Here is a 22,453-nt window from a genome sequence, read left to right as displayed (position 1 = left end):
GGGGTGCGGTTGGCGTGAGCCCTGATCTTCGATAGGTTAGGCAAGGCTTACCTAAGGAGGTCTCGGATGGGTGACACGCAGGACTGGACGGCCGCACCCGGTGCGGCGGAGCGGGCGCGGTCGGTGCTGGCCGCCGCCTGGTCGTGCGCGGTGACTGCGGACGGCGCCCGAGAGGAGTACGTCGGCGCGCACACCGTCACCGACGACGGCGCCGTGCGGCTGACGGTGCCCGACGACAGCGCCCTGCTCACCGCCGCCATCTGCGCCCCACGCCAGGAGCCCTCCGCCGTACTCGAGTTCGCCGACGTGGCCCCCGTACCGATGCGCGGGCGGATCCGGGCCCGGCTCCATCTCGCCGGCTGGTTCGCACCGGACCGCGGCACCCTGCTGTTCCGGCCCACGCGCGTGGTGCTGCGGCGGTCCTCCGGGGCCGTGGTGGTCGACCTCGGCGAGTACGCCGCCGCCCGGCCCGACCCGCTCGCCGAGGCCGAGGCCCGGCTCCTCACCCACCTCGCCGACGCCCACCCGGACGCCGTCGAGCGGCTGACCCGCCTGGTGCGCCCGGAGAGCCTGCATGCCGCGACCCGCGTGCTCCCGCTCGCCGTCGACCGGCACGGACTGACCCTGCGCATCGAGCGCACCCGCGCCCACGGCGACGTACGGCTGCCCTTCCACACGCCCGCCGACGACGTCGCCCAGCTCACCGAGCGCATGCACGCCCTGCTGGCCCAGGCCACCGCCGCGGCCTGCCCCCGCGCCCTACAGCGGCAGCGCGCAGACGGCGACGGGTGAGGCGAACGGCTCGCCGGCCGAGCGGAGTTCACCGCTGTCCGCGTCGACGTGGAAGACGGTGACCGTGCCCGAGCGCTGGTTCGCCGCGAACAGCAGCCCGCCGTCCGGCGAGAGGGCGATCTGCCGCGGGAAGTCCCCGCCCACCGGCACCGTGCCGAGCAGCCGCAGCCGGGCGCCGTCGGCCTCGACCGCGTACCGCGCGAGGCTGTTGTGCCCGCGGTTGGCCAGGAACGCGTACCCGCCGTCCGCCGTCACCACGAACTGCGCCGGGTAGTTGGTGCCGCCGTCCGAGCCGGTGGACTGCGGCTCGCCGATCGTCAGCCGGCCGGAGGCGGGGTCATAGCCGCAGACGGCGACCGTGTCGTCCACCTCGTTGGCCAGATAGGCGTACCGGCCGCCCGGATGGAAGGTCAGATGGCGTGGCCCCGCCCCGGGCCGGGTGTGCGCCTGCGCGACCTCCGTCAGCGTGCCCTTCGCCCGGTCCAGGCGGTAGCTGTAGACGGTGTCGGTGCCGAGGTCGACCGCGAGGACATGGCCGCCGTCCGGGCTGGTGACGAACTGGTGCGCGTGCGGCCCCTGTTGCCCCGGGCCCGGTGGTGGGGTGGTGTGCGTGACCAGGTCGGTGCGCTCGCCGAGGGCGCCCGAGGCGTCGACGGGATGCACGGCGACACTGCCCGAACCGTAGTTGGCGCTCAGCAGCCAGCGTCCGGAGGGATGCACCGACAGATGACACGGGCCCGCCCCGCCCGTGCCGCGGGTGCCGAGGACCCGCCGGTCGGCGAGGCGTACCGCCGTCACGCCGCCGTCCTGGCGTTCGTCCACCGCGTACAGCGTGCGGCCGTCCGGGTGCACGGCGAGATACGACGGGTCGGGGACGCCGGTGAGCGTGCCGGAGCCGGTGATCCGGCCGGTCGCCGGGTCGTAGGAGGCCAGTGCGATGCCGGTGCCGCCGCCGTCGACCGAGGTGTAGGTGCCCACGTACAGCGGACGCGGAGCGGACGGCCGGCGAGGTGGTGCGGCGGCACCTGGCTCGTCCGCCCCGGCCGGCGGGGCCGCCGGGGACGGCACCGCGACCACGGCCGCCGTGCCCGCGACGGCGCCGACGAACCGGCGCCTGCTCCAGCGCCCGCTCCCCGGCCCTTCCTCCGCGTCCATGTCCGCACCTCAGGTCCTCGGTCGCCCCGGTCGTGACAGCCACCTTGGCCTGAACCCGTCAGCCGGCGCAAGCGGGGCAACGAGCGTTGCGCAAGGTGCAACCACCGGCCGGACCGTCCGCGATGGTGACACCGGTCGCTTCGGGGCTACCAGTCCCCGTCCTCGACCGGCTTGCCCGGCGCGTCCTTCAACGGGGTCACCTGACCGGCGGACGGCGCCTGCCAGGGGTCCAGGTCGTCCCCGAGCCACTCGCCGACCGGTTTGACCGCCTCCAGGGTGTGGGTGGGGGCCAGATCCTGGGCATCGGCGTCGTAGTAGTCGTACCAGGGCAGGCCCGCGCGGGTGTACGCCGCCCGGTCCACCGGTGACGGCGGGGGTGCCTCGCCGGTGATGCGGCGCCACTCCGGCGGCGTGACCAGGTGCACGAACACCCGGCCGGCCGGTTCCTCGGACCAGTCGGTGAGCGGGCGGTCGTCCCGGTAGACCTCCTGGCGCATCGAGCCGCCGACGCCGAGCCCCATGGCGGCAGCCCGGGGCGCCCCACCCGGTGCCGGGGGAGGCGGCATCGCCCCGGGTGCGGACGCCGCCATCGGCATCGGCGCGCCGTACCCGCCCGTCGGCCCGGCGGCCAGGGCCCTGCGCCGCGCCTCCTCCCGCTCGCGCTCACGGCGGCGCCACTCGGAGAGGAGCGGCTCCCGCAGCGGGAACGACTGGAGCTGCACGCCGCCCCACACCTCCTCGCCGGTGACCTGCCCCTCCACCGTCGCGCCGAGGCCGAGCGGCACGGCGACGAACTGGCGGACCGTCCCCTTGCCGGAGTTGATGCCGTCCAGCCAGGGCTGGCGGGGCAGCACCACGTAGTTCTGCGGCTCCCGGGCGAGACGGCTGCTCCAGGGCCGGCCGGACACCGCGCACACCTTGCCCGCCGCGACCTGCAGCGCCGCCGGCTCCAGGGTGCCGGAGAAGCTCAGCCACATCGCCTCGCGCAGATACACCGGCAGCATCACGCCACCGCGCGCCCGCCACTCGGCCGGGACCGTGTCCGGGTAGTCCGCGACCCGCCGGACCGGGAACTCGCCCAGCCCGGGCGGCAGCGGATGCGTGCCCGTCTCCGGCAACCGCAGTGTGCGGATGAACCGGATCGCCACCCCGCCCGGCAACCGCAGCGTGTTCCCGTCGATCCGCACCCCGGAACCGGCCATCCGGTCGCCCCCTCGCACTCCGTGCCGGCCGCCCGGCACCCTTCGCGCCGAGCCCTGCCCGGCCCCTCCTCACCAAGAACGCTCACCGAACCCCGCACGGTTCCGCCACAGCTCCTCCTGCACCCCGAGCCGTTCGCGCAGCCGGGTCATCCGGGGCAGCTTCGCCCGCTGCCTGCGCGAGACCCGGTCCAGCTCCTCGAACAGGCGGCGGGTGCGGTGCTCGGTGTTGAGCTCGTCGATGATCCGGGTCGTCTCGGTCAGCACGGCCCCGAACAGCTGCCAGTTCGCCCACTCCTCGTCCTGACCGATCTCCTCGCGGAGCAGCTCGGCCAGCCGGTCCCGGGTGCCGGCCGCCGTGTGCAGCTCGGCGGACAGCCGGGCCTCCGCCGACTCGGCGTTCTCGCTCAGATGCGTGGTGACCAGCACCGCGAAGCTGACCACAGCGTCGGCGATCTCCGACAGCAGCTGTTCCACGGTCGCCCCGACGCGCGGCGGGAACAGCTCCTCGGCCCCGCGCGCCTTGGCCAGGTCGGTGAAGGTACGCGCCAGTACCCGCAGCACCACCGTGCAGATCTCCAGCGTGTCCAGACCGGTGCGCAGCACCACCCGGTGCAGCAGCCCCTCCTTCACCCGCGGATTGAGCCGCAGGCTGTCCTCGGCCTGTCTGAGCGACGCGTCCACCTGACTGATGTGCTGGTCCAGCTGCCGGGCCTCGTGCAACCGCTCGGCCGCCCGCTCCCAGGAGATCCGGCCGGCGGCCTCCTCGCCCATCCGCAGCATCAACTGCCGCACCCGTCGCGCCTGGTCCTCGATCGAGCGGCCCGCCTCGTCCACCCACACCGGGGGCGGGAGCAGCAGATTGCAGGCCGTGCCGACGACCGCGCCGATCAGCGTCTCCACGATGCGCGCCCAGGCGGTGAACCCGACGGTGGTGACCCCGAGGACCAGCATGGCACTGATCGCCACCTCGGCCACGTACTCGTCGACCCGCACCAGGTGCCCGACGGTCAGCGAGGCCACGATCAGCAGCGCGAGGCTCCACCAGGTCAGCCCCACGAGACCGCTGAAGGCGATCGCGACCAGGACGCCGGCCACCACCGAGTTCACCCGGCGGATGCCGTTGGTGAGGGTGGCGTAGAAGGTCACCTGGACGACCAGCAGCGCCGTCAGCGGCGCGGTCAGCGGGGCCGGCTCGGGGCTCAGCCGGAGGGCGATGACGTAGGCGATCGTCGCGGCCGTGGCCGACCGCAGCGTCTGGACGACCACCGGCTCCCGGCGGCGCGCCACCAGGCTCCGCAGTCCCGTGGTCCACTTCCGTACGTCGTGCATCCCTTGGCCTGTTCCCATTCCTCGGTCCGATCGAACGTGCCGCAATCGCGGACCACACCTGTCCTCATGGGGAGCACCTCGGTTCACCCGGCCGACGCCCTGGACGGGGCTCCGGTGGCCGATCCGGAGCAGCTCCTCGGCGTCGTGGCCGACGCATACGCGCCGCCCGCCGACGCCGCTGGGCCGGCTCCCTGCCGTCGGCCGCCGGCGCGGCAGCGCTGGACGCCGCCGTGCACGCCGGGAACACCGCCGTCGCCACCGGTCGGATCCGGCCACTCGGCGCACGAGCCGGCGGCCCTCCTCGGCCTCCCCGGCCGCGCCCCGCGGCGCGCACCCTCGGCACCATGACGGGCGGGTCAGGCGGGGAGCCTCCGTCGGCGGGGGGGGCGGCAGCCCGGGGACGGGACACGTGTGACACGACACAGGATCACCCTCCTGGCCCTGCTCACCGGGTGGCTGCCCAGGACCTGGTCCGCTTCCTGGGCGGCGACACCGGCCGGGCCGGGCCCGACATGGGCTCACCCGCCCGCGGCCACCACGTGCTGAGCCACCTTCACCGGGTGTCGGCCGCGCGGTTGCGCGACCGGTAGCCGGCGACCTTCGCGAGGTTGCCGCAGCGCTCCATGGAGCACCAGCGGCGCCGCCGGGCCTGCGAGTCGTCGAGGAACAGCAGCGAGCAGTCCGGGTTGCCGCACTCCTTGACGCGCTCCAGCAGCGGACCGCCGACCAGCAGGACGGCGTCCCGGGCCACGGTCGCCAGGGCGGCGCGGGCCGGGTGGCGGGCCGTCCAGCGCCGGGCGCCCAGTTGGGGCGCGAGGTCCGGCCGGGCGGCGACCTCGTTGACCAGCGCCACGTCGGACGCGTCCGGTTCCCGCGCGGCCATCGCCGCCCGCAGCACGCGGTACACCGCCTCCCGCAGGGCGCGCGCCTCGGTCAGATCCCGTACGGCGACCGGGACCGGCCCGTCCTCGGCCGCCAGGCCCGCCTCCGTGATCCAGCGGGCCAGGGCGGCGGGATCGGGGATCCGCTCGACGGGCGTGGCGTGCCGCTTGCCGAGCGTGGCGACGAAGTCCAGGCAGGGACGGCCACCGAGGAAGGGGAAGGCGAGTGCGGGGTCCGTCGGCGTGGTCATGTGAGCAGCCTACCGTGCAACACCGTTTCATGGGGTGTCTTGACACTCGTTGAACCGGTGTCGCAGAGTGACACCACTTCAACCGGTGTCCGTGATGTGTGGAGTTCCTGGGCGCCGGCGTCTTCCGAGCAGGATGGGTGTGTGTCATGCGCGCGGTGCGGATCGAGGAGTTCGGCGGGCCCGAGGTGCTGGTGCCGGTGGAGGTGCCGGACCCGGAGCCCGGTCCCGGGCAGGTGCTGGTGCGGGTCGCGGCGGCGGGCGTCAACCGGGCGGACGCGCTGCTGCGCGCCGGCGCCTATCACCGGGCGGGCCGGCCCCCGCTGATCCCGGGCGCGGAGGCGGCCGGCACCGTCGCGGCGGTGGGGGAGGGGGTGAGTGGACTGCGGGCCGGGCAGCGGGTGATGGCCCTGGACGGAGGGGAAGCGCCCGGCTACTACGCCGAGTTGGCCGCGGTGAACGCACGGCAGGTGGTCGCGCTCCCCGACGGGGTCGGCCTGACCGAGGCGGCGACCCTGCCCGTCGCCTGGCTCTCCGCCTGGTACTGCCTGCGCCGCCTGGCCAGGGTGGCCGAGGGGGAGACGGTCGTGGTCAAGGCCGCGGCCAGCGGAGTCGGCACCGCGGCCGTCCAGATCGCCGCCCGGGCCGGCGCCCGGGTCATCGCCCTCGCCGGGTCCGCCGAGAAGGCCGCCTGGGCCGGGGAGTTCGGGGCCTCCGAGGCCGTCGACACCTCGCGGTACGCCGACGAGGGGGAGGGCGAGGGAGAAGTCGAGGAGGTGCTGCGGCTGACCGGCGGACGCGGCGCCGACATCGTCCTCGACACCGTGGGCGGCCGAGCCCTCGGACGGAGCCTGCGCGAGACGGCGCACGGCGGCAGGGTCGTCTCGCTCGCCAACGTGGCCCTGGAGCCGAGCACGCTCGACACCCGCGACTTCTACCCGAAGAACATCGCGATCCTCGGTTTCCAGCTCACCAACCGGCAGATCCACGGCTACGACCCGCGACCCGACCTGCGCGAACTCGCCGAGCGCGTGGCCGCCGGCGACTACCGGGTGCCGGTCGAGACCGTGCTGCCGCTCGAGCGGGCGCGCGCCGCGCACGAGCGGCTGGAGAGCCGGGACAACCGGGGCAAGATCGTGCTCAGCGTGGGGTGAACCGGGCTGTCACGCTTACAGCTTGTCGCTGTACTCGGGCGTACAGCTTGTCGCGGTACTCAGGCGTACAGCTTGTCGATGAACGCGGACAGATTGCCCGTCGTACGGGCGATCTGTTCCTCCACCGTCAGGCTCTCCTCGAACCGGGTACCGGACTCCGGCACCTTCCTGCCCCGCACATAGAGTGAACACGCCAGGTCCGTGCACATGTACAGGCCGACCGTGTTGCCCTCGCGGCCCGCCGCCCCCGCCTTGCGTGCCGCCATCAGCGTCACGCCTCCGCCGGGATGTGTGGTCAGGCACACCGAGCACATGCTGCGGTGCAGAAACCCGCGCTGCGAGGCCTGGAAACGCAGGGCGACACCGACGAGCCGGTCATCCCGTTCGGTGACCAGGTAGCTGCGGTCGGGTGCCCCCGGATCCCGCCAGCCGAGGAAGTCCAGGTCGTCCCACGGGCGTTCACCGAGGTCCCGGGGCACCGCCAGCCGCTTGGCCTCCCCCTTGGAGCAGTTGATAAATGAGTTGCGGATGTCCTGCTCGGTGAGCCATCTCATGGGGGAGTCCTTCATCGGAATCGTCGTCGTGAACCTGGTGGCCCCAGGAACCTAATAGGTCTAGGTTCACGGCTAGCCTAGGTAGCCAAGGGGAGGGTGGGCCAATGGATTTCCGGCAGGGGCTGCCGCCGCGTGCCCGAAGGGCGCTCGACCATGTCGCCGCCGGGGTGAACGGCCCACCGCTCGACCCCGGTCTGCGCATCACGCTCAACTTCCATCCCGACCGGGTCTCCGGCGGACTGCCGATCCTCGTGGCGCTGGCCCGGGACGGCGCCTACCACTCGCAGTACGTCACCGGGACCAGCAACGGCGGCCTCACCGCGCACCCGGGCGGCGACCGGCACCGCTGGGAGAGCCGGATCTTCGGCGGCGTGTACGACGACGCCGCCCCGGCCGAGCGCCCGCTGTACGGCGCCCTGAACTTCCGCCGCCAGGTCGTGGGCGCGGCCCCGCGCTTCGGCTCCTCGCACCTCAGGCTCACCGCGGCGGTCCTCAACCGGGCCACCTTCTGCTACCCGGACAGCGCGGCCGAGCCCACCGACTTCGGCGTGGCCTCGGCGATGCCACTGATCGCGCTCGCGGAGGCGGACGAGCAGGACCCCCTCAACGACTACATCGAGAGCCATGTGCACGCCGGTGTGCTGCTCGCCCGGGACGTGGAGGCGCTCGTGCTCGACGCGGACTACCGCGGCACACCGGTGGAGGCGGCGGCCCGGCAACTGCCCTTCCCGCTGGAGTGGCACCCCGGCTACCGGCTCACCGTCACCGAACTGCGCCGTCACGCCGACTACCGGGGGCCGGAGTACGCCCGCCTCGGCGCGCAGATCGCCGAGCGCGGCCTGCTGCCCCCCCGCCTGATCGGCGACGCGGCCCGCACCGGCCGGTACGCGCTCCAGGACCTGAAGATGGTCTGGCACACCCTGGCCCGCTTCGGCGCCCCGGAGGGCGCGGGCACGGCCTGCCGGGCGGTGGCCACCTCCCGCGGGACCGGCCGCGGTACGGCCTGTCCCGGCCCGGACACCTCCGGTACGCCCGCCCTGCCCTACCCCTCCTCCGCCGGCCTCGCCTCCGGTGGCCACGCCCCAGGCGTCAGGACACCCAACGCGTAGGCACGGGCGACGAGTTCGGTGCGGTTGGCGGCGTTCCAGCGGGCCGACAGGCGTCGCAGGTGGTAGGTGACGCCGTCCTTGCTCAGGCCCAGCTCGCGGGCGGCGCCGGACGTCGTGGCGCCGCCCGCGAGCAGGGCCAGCACCCGGCCCTCCACCGGGGTGACCCGCGCCGGCTCCGGCTCGGGCGGCGCGCACTCGCCCCGCACCCGCAGCATCACCAGCAGGGCCGGGGTCTCGTCCACGCTGTCGCTGACCGGGTCCGCCGTGAGCTCCCCGAACCGCTCGGCACCGCCCGGCGCCCGCCAGCGCACCGACACCTGGTAGCGCGAGCGGTGCCGCAGCCGCAGCGCCTGCGCGATCCGCTCCACCTGCGTGGCCTCCTGAGGGCGGAACAGCTCCAGCACGTCGCGCCCGCGCAGCTGCCCCGGTGTCGTACCGCACTCCGCCGCCATCGCGGGATTGGCCAGCACCACCAGGCCGTACACGTCGCACACGGCGACCGGTACCGACACCCGGTCGAAGAGCATCAGGGCCCGGTTGCGCCACCTGACCCCCTCGGCCCGCTCCGCGTCCACGCCCACCTCCCGAAGTGCCGACCCGGCGCTCTCATCCAAGACGAAGATCCAGGTCAGCGGCAAACCGCAGGCCCGTGGGGCGCGTCCGCGAGTCCCCGCCCGGCGGTGGGCGCAAGGCCCGCAACCGAGTTTTGACTGCACGATCGTGTAGTGCCGTGGCCCGGGCCCGCGGCACGGGTCGATCACCCTGGAACGCAGTACCCCGTTACCGCGAGTACTCCGTTTCCGCGAAAGGCAGTTGTCGCGCCATGCCCCCCACCGCACCGCACCCCGACCCGGCCGCCACCCTGCCCGGCGTCCCCGTCGTCGACATCACCGCCACCGGTCCCGGCCGCACCCCCCTGCAGCAGGTCATGGACCTGATGCGCACCCACGGCCCCGTGCTCGTGCGCCGGCTGCACGACCGGGACGCGCTGTTCGTCGCCGACGCCGATCTGGTCGCGGACCTCGCCGACGAGGAGCGGTTCGCCAAGCACATCGGGCCCGCGCTCCAGAACGTGCGCGCCTTCGCCGCCGACGGCCTGTTCACGGCATACAACGACGAGCCCAACTGGGCCAAGGCGCACGACATCCTGATGCCCGCCTTCGCGCTCGGCTCGATGCGCACCTACCACCCGGTGATGCTCAAGGTGGCCCGCCGGCTCATCGACTCCTGGGACCGCGCGGCCCGGGACGGGCGCGCCGTGAACGTGCCGGACGACATGACCCGGATGACCCTCGACACCATCGGCCTGGCCGGGTTCGACTACGACTTCGGCTCCTTCGAACGCGATGAGCCACACCCCTTCGTGGAGTCGATGGTCCACTGCCTGGAGTGGAGCATGACCCGCCTGGCCCGCAGCCCCGGCCAGGACCACTCGGCGGCCGACGCGGCCTTCCGCGCGGACGCCGACTACCTGGCGAAGGTCGTGGACGAGGTCATCGCCGCCCGCACCGGCACCGACCAGAGCGGCGCGGCGGACCTGCTCGGGCTGATGCTCAGCGCGCCGCACCCGGCCGACGGCACCACCCTGGACACCGCCAACATCCGCAACCAGGTCATCACCTTCCTCATCGCCGGCCATGAGACGACCTCCGGCGCGATGTCCTTCGCCCTGTACTACCTCGCCAAGCACCCCGCCGTGCTGCGCCTCGTGCAGCGCGAGGCCGACGAGCTGTGGGGTGACACGGCCGACCCCGAGCCGTCGTACGACGACGTCGGCCGGCTCACCTACACCCGCCAGGTGCTGGCCGAGGCACTTCGGCTGTGGCCGACGGCCGCCGCCTTCAGCCGGCACGCCCGTGCGGACACCCTGCTCGGCGGCCGGATCCCGCTCGCGGCCGGGCAGGCCGTCACCGTGCTCACCCCGATGCTGCACCGGCAGCCCGTCTGGGGCGACAACCCGGAGCTGTTCGACCCCGAGCGGTTCACCGCCGAGGCGGAGGCGGCCCGCCCGGTGCACGCCTTCAAGCCCTTCGGCACGGGTGAACGCGCCTGCATCGGGCGGCAGTTCGCGCTGCACGAGGCGACCATGCTGCTCGCCATGCTGGTCCACCGCTACCGGCTGCACGACCATGCCGACTACCGGCTCACGGTGAAGGAGACCCTCACCCTCAAGCCCGAGGGCTTCACCCTCACGCTCACGCCGCGCACCTCCGCCGACCGCGTGCACGCCCCGCTGCCCGGCAGCGTCCCCGCGCAGTCGGGCGAGGACTCGGCCCCGGACACCCTGCCCGCCCGGGTCCGCCCCGGTACCGGCGTCCTCTTCCTGCACGGCAGCAACTACGGCACCTGCCGGGCCTTCGCCGCCCAGCTCGCCGACGAGGCCGCCGCCGTCGGCTGCGCCACCGAGGTCGCCGCCCTGGACACGTACACGGGCAAACTGCCCACCGACCGGACCGTGGTCATCACCGCCGCCTCCTACAACGGCCACCCCACCGACGACGCCACGGCCTTCACCGCCTGGCTCGGCGGCACCCCCGACCTGACCGGCGTGACCTACGCCGTCCTCGGCGTCGGCGACCGCAACTGGGCCGCCACCTACCAGCAGGTGCCCACCCGCATCGACGCCCGCCTCGCCGAACTCGGCGCCACCCGCCTGACCGCCCGGACCGCCGCCGACGCCTCCGGCGATCTGAGCGGCACCGTACGGGAGTTCACGGCCCGGCTGCGCACCGCGCTGCTGACGGAGTACGGCGATCCCGCCGCAGGCGCCCCGACGGAGGAGCCCACGAGCGCGTACGAGGTCCGCACGCTGACCGGCGGCCCGCTGGACGCCCTCGCCGCCCGGCACGAACTGGTCCCGATGACCGTGACCGAGGCCTACGACCTCACCGCGCCCGCACACCCGCGCACCAAGCGTTTCCTGCGCATCGCGCTGCCCGAGGGCGTCACCTACCGCACCGCCGACCATCTGACCGTGCTGCCCGCCAACGCCCAGGACCTGGTGGACCGGGCCGTCGCCGCGTTCGGCCTCGACCCCGACGCCCTGCTGGACATCCGGGCCACCCGCCCGCGCCGCGACGGCCTCGCCGTGGACCGCCCGTTGAAGGTACGGCAACTCCTCACGCACCATGTCGAGTTGCAGGAGCGTCCCACGGCCCGGCAGCTGGCCCTGCTCGCCGAGGCCAACCCCTGCCCGCCCGAGCGTGCCGCCCTCGCCGCCCTGACCGGCGACGATCCGCGCACCCTGCTCGAACTCGCCGAGGACCACCCGGCCCTGCGCGGAGCCCTCGACTGGCCGCGCCTGCTCGACCTGCTGACCCCGCTCAGGCCTCGCCACTACTCGGTGAGCTCCTCGCCGGCCGTCGACGCGGACCATGTGGACCTCATGGTCTCCGTCCTGGACGCCCCGGCCCGCTCCGGAAGGGGCCGCTACCGAGGGACCGGCTCCGGCCACCTCGCCTCTCTCCGGCCCGGCGACACGGTGCACGCCCGCGTCCAGCCCTGCCGCGAGGCCTTCCGGATCGACGGCTCGGCACCGGTCGTGATGGTCGCCGCCGGTACCGGGCTCGCCCCGTTCCGCGGCGCCGTCGCCGACCGCGTCGCGGCCCGCGCCGCAGGCGCCGAACTCCCGCCCGCCCTGCTGTACTTCGGCTGCGACGCCCCCGACGCCGACTTCCTGCACGCCGGAGAGCTGCGGGCCGCCGAGGAGGCCGGCGCGGTCTCACTGCGCCCGGCCTTCAGCGCGGCCCCCGAGAACGGCGCGGTGTTCGTCCAGCACCGCATCGCCGCCGAGGCCGACGAGGTGTGGGAGCTGGTGTGCTCCGGCGCGCGGGTGTACGTCTGCGGCGACGGCGCGAGGATGGCACCCGGCGTGCGGGAGGCGTTCCGCGCGCTGTACCGGGGGCGGACGCCGGGCAGCGACGGGGCGGCGGCCGAGCGGTGGCTCGACGCGCTGGTGGCTGAGGGGCGTTACGTGGAGGACGTGTACGCGGCGGGGTGACGCCTGGGCGCGCCCTCGCTTAGCTCAGATCATGAACTAAGGGTTGGGAGAATCTCGCCTTCCGCCCGTCCGAAGGGGTATGTTGCAGGTCGGGCAGGGTTCGTGAAGGGAGCGTCATGGCGGGGCGTAACGGGCGCACGGTTCGCGACCTCAGGCGGGGCAACCGCACGGCGGTGCTGCAGAAGCTGTACTTCGACGGCCCCCTCAGCCGGTTCGAGCTGGGCCCGGCCACCGGCCTGAGCTCCGGCTCGGTCAGCAATGTGGTCGCCGACCTCATCGCGGACGGTCTGGTCGTGGAGGCCGGCAGCGTCGACTCCGACGGCGGCCGGCCCCGTACCCTGCTGCGCGTCGCCCCCGACTGCGGACAGATGATCGGCGTCGACGTCGGCGAAACCCGCGTCCGCGTCGAGCTGTTCGACCTGGCCCTGACCGAACTCGCCCGCACCGAACGCCGGTTGGCCCCGCAGGGTTACGACGTCGAGGTGATCGCCGGCCACATCCGCGACGGCATCGCCGAGGTCCTGGGCGCCGAAGAAGCCGTGCCCGAGCGGCTGCTCGGCGTCGGGATCGGTGTCCCCGGCATCGTCGAACACACCGCCGAGCAGGGCGCCGTCGTCCACGGGCAGACCATCGGCTGGGACGCCGTCCCGCTGGAGCGGCTGCTGCGCTCCGCCTCCCAGCTCCCCGACGCGATCCCGTACTTCATCGACAACGGCGCCAAGACGCTGGGCCAGGCCGAGATGTGGTTCGGCGCGGGACGCGGCGCCCGCAACGCCGTGGTCGTGCTCTTCGGCTCCGGCGTCGGCGCCTGTGTGGTCACACCCGAGGTCGAGCACGGGCGGGCGGTCGAGTGGGGCCACCTGACCGTACGGGTGCGCGGGCGCCGCTGCCGCTGTGGCGCACCCGGCTGCCTGGAGGCCTACGCGGGCGCCGAGTCCCTGCTCGAGCGCTGGCGCGAGGAGGGCGGACGGCCACCCGAGGACACCGACGAGGAGACCGCGCTCACCGCGATGCTGGCCGCCGCCTATCCGGCCGAGGGGATCGAGCCCGATCCGGTCGCACTGGCCGTTCTGGAGGAGACCGCCGAGTACCTCGGCGCCGGCCTGGCCGACCTGATCAACCTCTTCCAGCCCGAGCGGATCCTCATCGGCGGCTGGGCCGGACTCCAGCTGGGCGCCCGCTTCCTGCCGGCCGTACGACGGCACGCGACGACCTACGCGCTGCGCCATCCGGCCGACAAGGTCACCATCGACCTCGGGCGGCTCGGCCCCGACGCGGTCACCGTCGGCGCCGCGATCCTGCCCCTGGCCGACTTCTTCGCCAGTGGCGGCCACCGCCCGGAACCGGCCACCGAGGACCACGTCCCGGCCTGGCGGGCCGCACTGCGCCAGAGGGCCCCACGCTGACCGACGGCTGCCGGGGCCGGTAGCCGGCGGTGAACCCCTCAGGGGCGCGGGCCGTATCGACATGCGGCTCCGCCGCGTGGGCGCGACCGGCCACGGTGGCGCCGCACACGACCGACGGCCTGCCGCAGCTCGGCGCCACCCGCCGCTCAGCCGGACGGCTCTTCCGCGTCCGGCGCGTCGTCCGCCGGGGTCTGCTCCCGCTTGCGCGGCTTGTCCGGTGTGACCTCCCACCGGTCCTCGCCTGCGCCCGCCTGCTGGTCGGGCATGTCCCTCGGCACGGGACCCGCGTCGCTGCCCGTGTCGCGGCCCGGCTCCGGCTCTCGTTGTGCGGCCATGGCGTTCTCCCCTCGGCCCGGACGGGCACGGCGTGTCAGCCGACCTTGCGTCCGCGCATCGGCTCGGTGTCCATCCCGGCGCCCTGCTGCAGGCCGTCGAGGAACTCCTGCAGCACCTCGGTCGCCGTACGCCGTGGCTGCCAGCCCAGCTCGGTGTGCGCCCGCCCGCAGTCCATCAGCGGCAGCCGCAGCACGGCGTCGAACAGGTGCGGGGAAGCCGGCAGCAGATGCAGCCCCCAGGCCGCGGCGATGGCCGACCGGGCCGCCGTGCGCGGCAGCCGTACCGGGCGGCTGCCCAGCAGCTCGCCGAGCACGCCGGCGTCGAGCGGCGGGTCCGCGGCGAGGTTGAAGGCGCCCCGCGCGCCGTCCGTGCGCAGCGCGAGCCGGTAGGCCTCGGCGGCGTCGTCCGTGTGCAGCGCCTGCACCCGGAGCCCCGGGATGTCCGGCAGGAACGGCAGCAGCTCCGGCCGGGCCAGCGGACCGGGCAGGAACCGCCCGCCGAAGATGCGCCGCTGCTCGCTCGCGGACTGCCACTTGAACAGGAACGCCGGGCGCATCCGCACCACCCGCACCTCGGGGTGGTCCCGCTCGAACACGTCCAGCGTGCGCTCCAGATAGGCCTTCTCCCGGCAGTAGGCGGCATCCGGCCAGCCGTGCGTCGGCCAGGACTCGTCCACCGCGCGGTCCTTCGGCCCGGGCGAGTACGCGCCCACGGACGAGGCGTGCACCAGCACCGGCACCCGCGCCGCGGCGACCGCCCCGAACACCCGGATGCCGCCGAGCACATTGGTCCGCCAGGTGACCGCCGGATCGTGCGTCGGCTGGAACGCCCAGGCCAGATGGACCACCGCGTCGGCGCCCTCGAACCGCTCGGCGAGATTGTCCTGTTCGGCGGCGAGGTCGACCGCGGCCCACTCGGTCTTCGGCGGCGACCAGGCCGGGGTACGCCGGGCCAGCCCGCGCACCGACTTGATCTCCGGGTCCTCCGAGAGCAACCGCACCACACTCGTGCCGACGTTGCCGGTGGCGCCCGTGACGACGACCCTGCTGCCCGCTGCGCTGCTCACCTTCGGCTCCTCTCGGCCCACACTCCGGTGGACCCGCCGGGTACCCGGGCCCCGGCGCGCGCACACCCGGCCATGACGTGGCGGGTAATCGACCGGTGCGCGGTGTCCGGGGAGCATCGAGGACGTCAGCGCGACCGAGACGCGTCGCACCAGGCACCCACCGCCGAGGAGGCACCCCATGCCGTACTTCGAGAGCCCCGTCGACGGCACCCGTCTGCACTACATCGACCACGGACCGGCCACCGGCCCGGTCGCCGTCTTCGTCGCCAGCGCGTACCTCGGCCACGAGATGTGGGAGTACCAGACGCTGCCGCTCGCGGAGGCCGGATTCCGCTGCGTGGCGCTTGACCGGCGCGGACACGGGCGTTCCGACGACACCTGGAACGGAGACGACCTCGACACCCTCGCCGACGACCTGAACGGGCTCCTCGACCACCTCGACCTGCGCGAGGTCACCCTCGTCGGGCACTCCGTCGGCACCGCCGAGGTGATCCGCTGCCTCACCCGGCACGGCTCCGCACGCGTGGCCCGCGCCGCCCTCGTCGCCGGCGTCAGCCCCGGCCTGGTCCGCTCGCCGAACCTCCCGGAGGGCATCGACCCGGCGGCCGTACGCGCCGACGAGAAGTCCTTCCGGCGTGACCGGGCCGCCTGGTTCACCCACTTCGCGGACGACTTCTTCGCCGTCGGGCAGCCCGGCAACGACGTCTCCCCGGCCTATGTCCGCCATCTGATCGACCGCTGCATGGTCGCCACACCCCGCGCCGCGACCGGCGTCCGGGCCGTGGTCGCCGCGCTGGACATCGCCGGCGAGCTGCCCGCGCTGGACCTGCCGGTGCTGGTCGTGCACGGCACCCACGACACCTCCGCGCCCCTGGCACTCACCGGTGAACGCGTGGCCCGGCTGGTACCGGAGGCCGTCCTGAAGGTGTACGAGAACGGCGGGCACGGCCTGTTCGCCACGCATGCCGCCCGGCTCACGGCCGACCTGCGGGACTTCATCGAGTCCGGGGCCGTCCGCGCGGGCGAGCTGGTCGGTGCGGCGGCGCACGGCCGCTGAACGGACAAGGGCCCCGGCCGTGACGGGGGATTCACGACCGGGGCGGTCAGGTGGTGGGCACGGATGGCGGTCGCCTCTCGGCGAAAGGCTCCACAGGGCTTCAGCCGAACGATCGTCCCTGTGGGCAAAGGGTGAGGCCCGGGGACACTGTCCCATCCGTACCCACGGCTGGTTCAACGGGCAACCACCCTCGGGTGTTCCGGCCGGTCATGTGACCTTCACCACCCATGCACCACTACCCATGATGCTCACGCCAGCGGGCTCCCGTCGAGCCCTTCGAGCAGGTCGGCGGGGTCCGCGTAGACGGCTTCCGCCCCGGCCTCCTCCAGGTCGGCCCGGGGGATCCCGCCGCACAGCACCCCCACACAGCGCACCCCGGCCCTGGCACCCGCCCGCATGTCCCACACGGTGTCCCCGACGAACACCGCCCGCGAGGCCGGAACCCCGGCCAGCTCCAGGGCGTGCTCCACCGGCTCCGGGGCGGGCTTGCCCTCCTGGACGTCCTCCGAGCTCGCCGTGTCCGCGATCGCGTCGTCGGCGGCGATGGCCCGCCGCAGCGCACCCAGCTCGGCGCCGCTCGCCGAGGTGGCGAGGACGACCGTCCAGCCGTCCCGGTGCAGCCGGCGCAGCAGCTCCCCGGCCTTCGGCAGAGCCGGCAGCCGGTCGAAGTACTGGCCGTACAGGGCTTTGTGCGCGGCGCTCAGCTCGCCGTCCCGATCGGTGTCGCGGCCGTCGCCGAGCAGCTGGGCGATCAGGTCCGTGGAGGCGAGACCGACGGCCCGGTGCACCGCGTGCATGGGCACGTCGTGTCCGGCCTGCCGGAACGCCTCCCACCAGGAGACGACGTGCAGGTGGTTGGTGTCGACGAGGGTTCCGTCGACATCGAAGACGGCGGCGCGCTCCATCCGCGGGTCCCTTCCTGACCGTCCGAGGGTCCTTGCCCGGGCCGTCCGGGGCGTCCCTGCCCGGCGCCCGGCTCTCCGTTCTCGTTGCGGGCCGGGTACCACGCCGGGCAGGTCAGGAACCCGACGCGCGCGCCGGGACCCGGCCCTCCCGGGTCCAGGCCAGCAGCTCGTCGGCGGACCAGGTGGTCACCACCCGCCCGGCGGGCACCCCGCACTCCTCCGCCCGGGCGCAGCCGAGGATCTGCCAGTCGAGCTGGCCGGGCGCGTGCGCGTCGGTGTCGACGGAGAACAGCACCCCCGCGTCCACGGCCCGGCGCAGCAGCCTGCGGGGCGGATCCAGCCGCTCGGGCCGGCTGTTGATCTCCACGGCCGTACCGGCCTCGGCGCAGGCGGCGAACACCGCGTCCGCGTCGAACTCCGACTCCGGCCGCCCGCGGCCCGTCACCAGCCGCCCGGTGCAGTGCCCGAGCACATCGGCGTGCGGGTTGCGTACGGCGGCGACCATCCGGCGTGTCATCGACCGGGCGTCCATCCGCAGCTTCGAGTGCACCGACACCACGACGACGTCCAGCCGCTCGAGCAGTTCCGGCTCCTGGTCCAGCGAGCCGTCCTCGAGGATGTCGCACTCGATGCCGGTGAGCAGCCGGAACGGCGCCCACCGCGCGTTCAGCCCCGCCACCACCGCCAGCTGCTCGCGCAGCCGCTCCGGCGACAGACCGCGGGCCACGGTCAGCCGGGGGGAGTGGTCGGTCAGCGCCGTCCACTCATGACCCAGCTCGGCCGCGGCCCGGCCCATCTCCTCGATCGGGCTGCCCCCGTCGGACCAGTCCGAATGGGTGTGACAGTCCCCCCGGATCATGGCCCGCAGCTCGGCCCCGGCACCCTCCGTCCCCACCGACGCCCCCGCCTCCTCCTCCAGCTTCCGCAGATATCCGGGCACCTCCCCGGCCAACGCCTCCCGCACGACCTGCGCGGTCTTGGGTCCGACCCCTTTGAGCGCCTCCAGGGTCCCGGCAGCGGCCCGCTCGGCCACTTCCTCGGCGGGCAGCGCGGCCAGCGCCCGGGAGGCGGTACGAAAGGCCTTGACCCGGTAGGTGGGCGCGAGCGACCGCTCCAGCAGGAAGGCAATCCGGTCGAGAGCGGCGACGGGATCCATGCAACCCAGAGTGCCTGAGGAGCTCCGAAGGGGCGCGGGGAACGCGCGACAAGCCACAGACGCACCCGCAGTCCGCAACGGCGCTCAACGAGGCAGAAGAACCCGGTTTGCGCACCCCACCCCCGGGTACTGCGATGCGCAACCCAGCTGAGGAGGCCGGCCCATGCCACGCGCAGCCATCGTCACCGGCGCCGACTCCGGAATCGGCCGGGCCACCGCCGTACGCCTGGCCGAAGCCGGCCTGGACGTCGGCATCACCTGGCACACCGACGACGAGGGCGCCGCCGGGACCGCGGAGGAGGTCCGCGGCAAGGGCCGCCGCGCCGCCGTCGCCCAGCTGGACCTCACCCGGCTGCCCGAGGCCGCCGACACCGTCGACGAGCTGTGCGCCGAACTGGGCCGCCTCGACGTCCTGGTCAACAACGCCGGTACGGGCGTCATGACCCCCTTCCTCGACCTGACCCTCGCGGACGTGCGCCGGGTCCTGGACGTCGACCTGGTCGGCCCGTTCCTGTGCGGGCAGCGCGCGGCCCGGCACATGATCCGGCAGGGCGACGGCGGCCGGATCGTCAACGTCACCTCCGTCCACGAGCACCAGCCCCGGGTCGGCGCCGCCCCCTACTGTGCGGCGAAGGGCGGGCTCGGCCTGCTCACACAGGTCATGGCGCTGGAGCTCGCCGAGTACGGCATCACCGTGAACGCGGTCGCGCCGGGCGAGATCGCCACACCGATGACCGGCCAGGAGGACACCGACGTGCACACCGAGCGGCGGCCCGGCGTGCCGCTCGGGCGGCCCGGTGACGCCCGGGAGGTCGCCGCCGTCATCGCCTTCCTGGCGAGCCCGGACGCCTCGTACGTCACCGGCGCCTCCTGGAGCGTCGACGGCGGGATGCTCCGCATGGGCCCGCAGGCCGGCTCCCACCTGACCGGCGACGAGTGGCGGCGTCCCTGAGCCGATGCGCCTGCGGACCAGTTCCTGCGACGGCCCGGGCTACCGGCGGGTTCGCTGCGGCCGGGGCTTCCGCTACGCCGACACCGCCGCCGGTCCCTCACCGACCCCGGACAGCTCGCCCGGATCCGGGCCCTGGCCATCCCGCCCGCCTGGCGTGACGTGTGGATCTGTCCCTGGCCGAACGGCCACCTCCAGGCCGTCGGCACGGACGACGCCGGGCGCCGCCAGTACCTGACCTGTACCACGAGCGGTTCCGGGCCGAGCACGAGAAGGCCAAGCACGAGCACGTACGACAGGTCGCGCGGGCCCTGCCCGAGCTGCGCGCCCAGGTCGCCCTCGACCTCGCCGGCCGCGGGCTGAGCCCGTCCCGGGTCACCGCCTGCGCGGTCCGTCTGCTGGACCTCGGCTTCTTTCGCATCGGCAGCGACCGGCACACCCGCGTCAGCGAGACCTACGGCCTGACGACCATGCTCCGCGAGCACGTCACCCGCGGCCGGGAGGAGGTCACCTTCAGCTACCCGGCCAAGGGCGGCGTGGAGACGGTCCGCGCCCTCGTCGACGAACAGGTCCGCGCCGTCGCCCGGGCGCTGTTGCGGCGCCCGCGCGGCGGCGACCGCTTCCTCGCCCACTACGCGCGTGGCTTCCGCACCTGGCACGCCACCGTGCTCGCCGCCGTCGCGGTCGCCGTGACCGCCGAGAGCGGCCGGGCGAGCCCCGCCGCCCGGCGCCGGCAGATCAGCCGGCCGTCCGCGAGGTCAGCCAAAGCTTCGGCCGCCCGGCCACCCAGGGAGCCGTCGAGGCGGCGGTCCTCGGTCTGCTGGACGGCTCCCGCGGATGAGCCGTCCGCCCGCATTGCGTTCTACGCTGAGTTTCATGACCGAGCAAGGTGTTCCCCACATCGCCCATCCGCGGGTCCTGGTGCACGGGGTGTGCCCGGGGAGGCCGGGCGAACCACCCTTCAGGATCATGGAGATCGACGGTCAGGTGGTCGGTGAGGCCAGGACGGTCACCGATGTGCTGGAGACCGCCGCCGCCTACGGCATCCCCATCCATGACCTGGACGACCCGGACGCGGTCCGCTGGGTGGGCGGCGGCAAGTACACCTGGACGCTGCACTGAGGCGACGGCTCAGCCGACCGTCCACTTCTGGTTGGCGCCGCCCGTGCACGTCCAGATCTGCAGGCGTGTGCCGTTGGCCGAGTTGTTCCCGGTCACGTCAAGGCACTTGTCCGCCTGTGGGTTGACGATGTCGTGCGCCCCGGTGACGGTCCACTTCTGGTTCGGCCCGCCGGTGCAGTCCCACAGCTGGACGGTCGAGCCGTCCGCGGTGCCGTTGCCCGTGACGTCCAGGCACTTGCCGAGCGCCCGGATCGTGCCGTCCGAGCCGACCGTCCACGCCTGCGCGGCCGTGCCGTTGCAGTCGTAGAGCTGCACCGGTGTGCCGTTCGCCGGGTTCGCGCCGGCCACGTCCACGCACTTGCCGGCCAGACCGCGTATCGGGACTCCGCTCGCGCTGTCGCTCGTCGTCACCGACACCGAGTCCACCACCAGTTGCTGCGGGAACTGGGTACTGGCGTCGGGGTCGCCGGGCCAGTAGCCGCCGACGGCCAGGTTCAGGATCAGGAAGAACGGCTTGTTGTCGAACACCCAGGTTTTTCCGCCCAGGTCGGCGGGGGTGCGCCGCTCGTAGACGTTCCCGTCCACGGACCAGGTGATCGAGCCGGGTGACCAGTCGATCGCGAAGGTGTGGAAGGCGTCCGCGAAGGCCTGACCCCCCGGCAGCGTGTAGGCCGCGCCGATGCCGCCGGAGCCGGAGTAGCCGGGCCCGTGGATGGTGCCGTGCACGGTCGAGGGTTCGAACCCGACGTTCTCCATCACGTCGATCTCGCCCGAGTCGGGCCAGTTCACGGGCGTACCCAGCATCCAGAACGCCGGCCACATGCCCTGTCCGCGCGGGATCTTCATCCGCGCCTCGACGTGCCCGTACTGGGCGTTGAACTTCCCGGCCGTGTTCAGCCGGGCGGAGGTGTACTGGCAGCTGCCGTACCAGCACTGGTAGCCGGCCGGGTTCTCCTTGCGGGCCGTGATCACCAGGTGGCCCTGGCCGTCGAGGGCCGCGTTGTGCGTGCCGGACGTGTAGTACTCCCGCTCGTGGTTGTTGACGTTGTCGCCGGTCTCCAGCGTCCACTTCGAGGAGTCGACCGCGGAGCCCGCGGGTCCGTCGAAATTGTCGGAGAAGGTGGTGACGGTCGCTGCCGCCGGCACGGCCGCCCGGGCCCGCGCCGGACCGACGGCGGCGGAACCGACCAGGACGGCGGACAGGGCGGCGAAGAGGCATCTGCGGAGCAGGCGTGGGGAGGCCATGGCTCTCCGTTCGACGTGGGGGGCTGAGGATGCCTCTTGATTTAAGAAGTAAGAAAAGGAGGCGTCAATACCTTGGTGCAGACCTGATGCTGACAAGAGGTCATACGCTCGGCGGTGACTGCTTCCCGGCCGGCTCGCGCACGCGCCGGTGCACCGCTCGCCCCAGCCGTCGTCCCAGCAGCAGCCAGCCCAGCAGCGCCCCGGCGGTGTTGAGGAGCACGTCGTCGATGTCGAAGGCCCGCCCGGTGACCAGCGCCCCCTGCACCAGTTCCACGGTCAGCATCACCAGCGCCGTGAGCGTCAGCACCCGCAGCACCCCGCGGGCGCGCGGCGCGAGGACCGGCACCAGCACCCCGAACGGGGCGCCCAGGAGCACGTTCCCGCCGATCTGTTTCACCGCGTCCAGCGTCCGTGCCTGCTCCAGGTAGGCCCGCAAGGAGCGGCCCGGGTGCAGATTGCTGTGCGTCAGATGCGCCGAGGCGGGCGACGGTGCCAGGGTGATCCGGGCCAGGGCTGCGGCGAACGCCACCATGCACACGAAGGCGACCAGCATCGCCGGCACCCGCAGCAGCAGGGGAAGGGCGTGCCGCGCGCCCGGCCGGCGGTTCTTCTCGGCCGGCGCCCGCTTCCCGGAAGCGCTCAGCAACGCCGGCAGGCGCGGGACGGTACGGGCCATGAGGTCCTCCCGTGGTGAACTCGCCCGATTCACAACGCGGTTACCCCGACACGGGACGGGGATGCCGCCACCCGCGCGGCTGCCGGGACCGGGTGGCGTTTCCGTTCACGC

The 22,453-nt window shown here is 73.9% G+C and carries 21 protein-coding genes and 1 pseudogene; 10 read left to right on the top strand and 12 right to left on the bottom strand.

Translation table 11 applies throughout. The annotated features are described in order from the left end of the window. Window positions 1-66: 66 nt before the first annotated feature. Entirely contained in the window at window positions 67-792 is a 726-nt protein-coding gene (locus FB563_RS41140) for a DUF2470 domain-containing protein (protein ID WP_055707506.1), read from the top strand. Here FB563_RS41140 and FB563_RS41135 read toward each other — a convergent pair. From FB563_RS41135 to FB563_RS41120, 4 genes are all read right to left on the bottom strand, one after another. Continuing rightward, window positions 760-1,947 carry a lactonase family protein gene (locus FB563_RS41135; protein ID WP_055707507.1) on the bottom strand — a complete coding sequence of 396 codons (1,188 nt, stop codon included), beginning with the start codon at window positions 1,945-1,947 and terminating at the stop codon, window positions 760-762. The genes FB563_RS41140 and FB563_RS41135 overlap by 33 nt on opposite strands. Before the next feature lie 146 nt (window positions 1,948-2,093). Next, window positions 2,094-3,149, bottom strand: coding sequence for a hypothetical protein (locus tag FB563_RS41130; RefSeq protein ID WP_055707508.1), 1,056 nt, complete (start codon window positions 3,147-3,149; stop codon window positions 2,094-2,096). 69 nt (window positions 3,150-3,218) lie between these two features. Then, window positions 3,219-4,478, bottom strand: coding sequence for an FUSC family protein (locus FB563_RS41125; RefSeq protein WP_199832885.1), 1,260 nt, complete (start codon window positions 4,476-4,478; stop codon window positions 3,219-3,221). Between the two features lie 553 nt (window positions 4,479-5,031). Continuing rightward, window positions 5,032-5,610: a CGNR zinc finger domain-containing protein gene (locus FB563_RS41120; protein ID WP_055707509.1), complete on the bottom strand. Its 579-nt coding sequence runs from the start codon at window positions 5,608-5,610 to the stop codon at window positions 5,032-5,034. 146 nt (window positions 5,611-5,756) lie between these two features. On the opposite strand from FB563_RS41120, the gene FB563_RS41115 reads away from it, so the two are divergent. Continuing rightward, window positions 5,757-6,761 carry a quinone oxidoreductase family protein gene (locus FB563_RS41115; RefSeq protein WP_055707510.1) on the top strand — a complete coding sequence of 335 codons (1,005 nt, stop codon included), beginning with the start codon at window positions 5,757-5,759 and terminating at the stop codon, window positions 6,759-6,761. Between the two features lie 59 nt (window positions 6,762-6,820). Here the strand turns inward: FB563_RS41115 and FB563_RS41110 are convergent, their stop codons facing one another. Then, window positions 6,821-7,315: an FBP domain-containing protein gene (locus tag FB563_RS41110; protein ID WP_055707511.1), complete on the bottom strand. Its 495-nt coding sequence runs from the start codon at window positions 7,313-7,315 to the stop codon at window positions 6,821-6,823. A 104-nt stretch (window positions 7,316-7,419) separates the two neighbouring features. Here FB563_RS41110 and FB563_RS41105 point away from each other — a divergent pair, with 104 nt between their 5' ends. Next, on the top strand, window positions 7,420-8,424 hold the full coding sequence (locus tag FB563_RS41105) for a DUF3626 domain-containing protein (protein ID WP_142219274.1): 1,005 nt from the start codon (window positions 7,420-7,422) through the stop codon (window positions 8,422-8,424). Here the strand turns inward: FB563_RS41105 and FB563_RS41100 are convergent. Continuing rightward, window positions 8,358-8,999 carry a PAS domain S-box protein gene (locus FB563_RS41100; protein ID WP_055709248.1) on the bottom strand — a complete coding sequence of 214 codons (642 nt, stop codon included), beginning with the start codon at window positions 8,997-8,999 and terminating at the stop codon, window positions 8,358-8,360. The genes FB563_RS41105 and FB563_RS41100 overlap by 67 nt on opposite strands. 248 nt (window positions 9,000-9,247) lie before the next feature. On the opposite strand from FB563_RS41100, the gene FB563_RS41095 reads away from it, so the two are divergent. Both FB563_RS41095 and FB563_RS41090 read left to right on the top strand, forming a co-directional pair. Further along, window positions 9,248-12,424, top strand: coding sequence for a cytochrome P450 (locus tag FB563_RS41095; RefSeq protein WP_055709242.1), 3,177 nt, complete (start codon window positions 9,248-9,250; stop codon window positions 12,422-12,424). Window positions 12,425-12,540: 116 nt separating this feature from the next. After that, the gene (locus FB563_RS41090) at window positions 12,541-13,830 is read left to right on the top strand and encodes an ROK family protein (RefSeq protein ID WP_055709243.1); all 1,290 of its coding nucleotides are present in this window, start codon (window positions 12,541-12,543) and stop codon (window positions 13,828-13,830) included. Between the two features lie 146 nt (window positions 13,831-13,976). Here the strand turns inward: FB563_RS41090 and FB563_RS41085 are convergent, their stop codons facing one another. Both FB563_RS41085 and FB563_RS41080 read right to left on the bottom strand, forming a co-directional pair. Then, entirely contained in the window at window positions 13,977-14,165 is a 189-nt protein-coding gene (locus tag FB563_RS41085; protein WP_055709244.1) for a hypothetical protein, read from the bottom strand. Between the two features lie 35 nt (window positions 14,166-14,200). Then, entirely contained in the window at window positions 14,201-15,232 is a 1,032-nt protein-coding gene (locus tag FB563_RS41080) for an SDR family oxidoreductase (RefSeq protein WP_055709245.1), read from the bottom strand. Between the two features lie 178 nt (window positions 15,233-15,410). On the opposite strand from FB563_RS41080, the gene FB563_RS41075 reads away from it, so the two are divergent. Then, entirely contained in the window at window positions 15,411-16,289 is an 879-nt protein-coding gene (locus tag FB563_RS41075) for an alpha/beta fold hydrolase (protein ID WP_055709246.1), read from the top strand. Between the two features lie 248 nt (window positions 16,290-16,537). Here FB563_RS41075 and FB563_RS41070 read toward each other — a convergent pair whose 3' ends face one another. Continuing rightward, window positions 16,538-17,194: an HAD family hydrolase gene (locus FB563_RS41070; RefSeq protein WP_055709247.1), complete on the bottom strand. Its 657-nt coding sequence runs from the start codon at window positions 17,192-17,194 to the stop codon at window positions 16,538-16,540. Between the two features lie 112 nt (window positions 17,195-17,306). Further along, window positions 17,307-18,350 carry a PHP domain-containing protein gene (locus FB563_RS41065; RefSeq protein WP_142219273.1) on the bottom strand — a complete coding sequence of 348 codons (1,044 nt, stop codon included), beginning with the start codon at window positions 18,348-18,350 and terminating at the stop codon, window positions 17,307-17,309. Between the two features lie 163 nt (window positions 18,351-18,513). Here FB563_RS41065 and FB563_RS41060 point away from each other — a divergent pair, with 163 nt between their 5' ends. From FB563_RS41060 to FB563_RS41050, 4 genes and pseudogenes are all read left to right on the top strand, one after another. Further along, window positions 18,514-19,302 (top strand): SDR family oxidoreductase, encoded by a 789-nt coding sequence (locus FB563_RS41060; protein WP_142219272.1) that lies wholly within the window; start codon window positions 18,514-18,516, stop codon window positions 19,300-19,302. Between the two features lie 24 nt (window positions 19,303-19,326). Then, a pseudogene (locus tag FB563_RS45355) lies at window positions 19,327-19,452 on the top strand (hypothetical protein); the annotation flags it as partial. Window positions 19,453-19,463: 11 nt separating this feature from the next. Continuing rightward, window positions 19,464-20,297 carry a site-specific integrase gene (locus FB563_RS41055; protein ID WP_324615895.1) on the top strand — a complete coding sequence of 278 codons (834 nt, stop codon included), beginning with the start codon at window positions 19,464-19,466 and terminating at the stop codon, window positions 20,295-20,297. Then, on the top strand, window positions 20,200-20,421 hold the full coding sequence (locus FB563_RS41050; RefSeq protein ID WP_324615896.1) for a hypothetical protein: 222 nt from the start codon (window positions 20,200-20,202) through the stop codon (window positions 20,419-20,421). The genes FB563_RS41055 and FB563_RS41050 overlap by 98 nt, the downstream gene beginning before the upstream one ends. 9 nt (window positions 20,422-20,430) lie before the next feature. Here FB563_RS41050 and FB563_RS41045 read toward each other — a convergent pair whose 3' ends face one another. Next, window positions 20,431-21,666, bottom strand: coding sequence for an RICIN domain-containing protein (locus tag FB563_RS41045; protein WP_055710229.1), 1,236 nt, complete (start codon window positions 21,664-21,666; stop codon window positions 20,431-20,433). 100 nt (window positions 21,667-21,766) lie between these two features. Next, entirely contained in the window at window positions 21,767-22,342 is a 576-nt protein-coding gene (locus FB563_RS41040; protein ID WP_055710230.1) for a VanZ family protein, read from the bottom strand. Window positions 22,343-22,453: the final 111 nt, after the last annotated feature.

Source organism: Streptomyces puniciscabiei (assembly GCF_006715785.1).
Taxonomy (GTDB): Bacteria; Actinomycetota; Actinomycetes; order Streptomycetales; family Streptomycetaceae; genus Streptomyces; species Streptomyces puniciscabiei.
The sequence above is the reverse complement of the archived record's forward strand: the minus strand, read 5'-3'. Positions and strand labels throughout refer to the sequence as shown.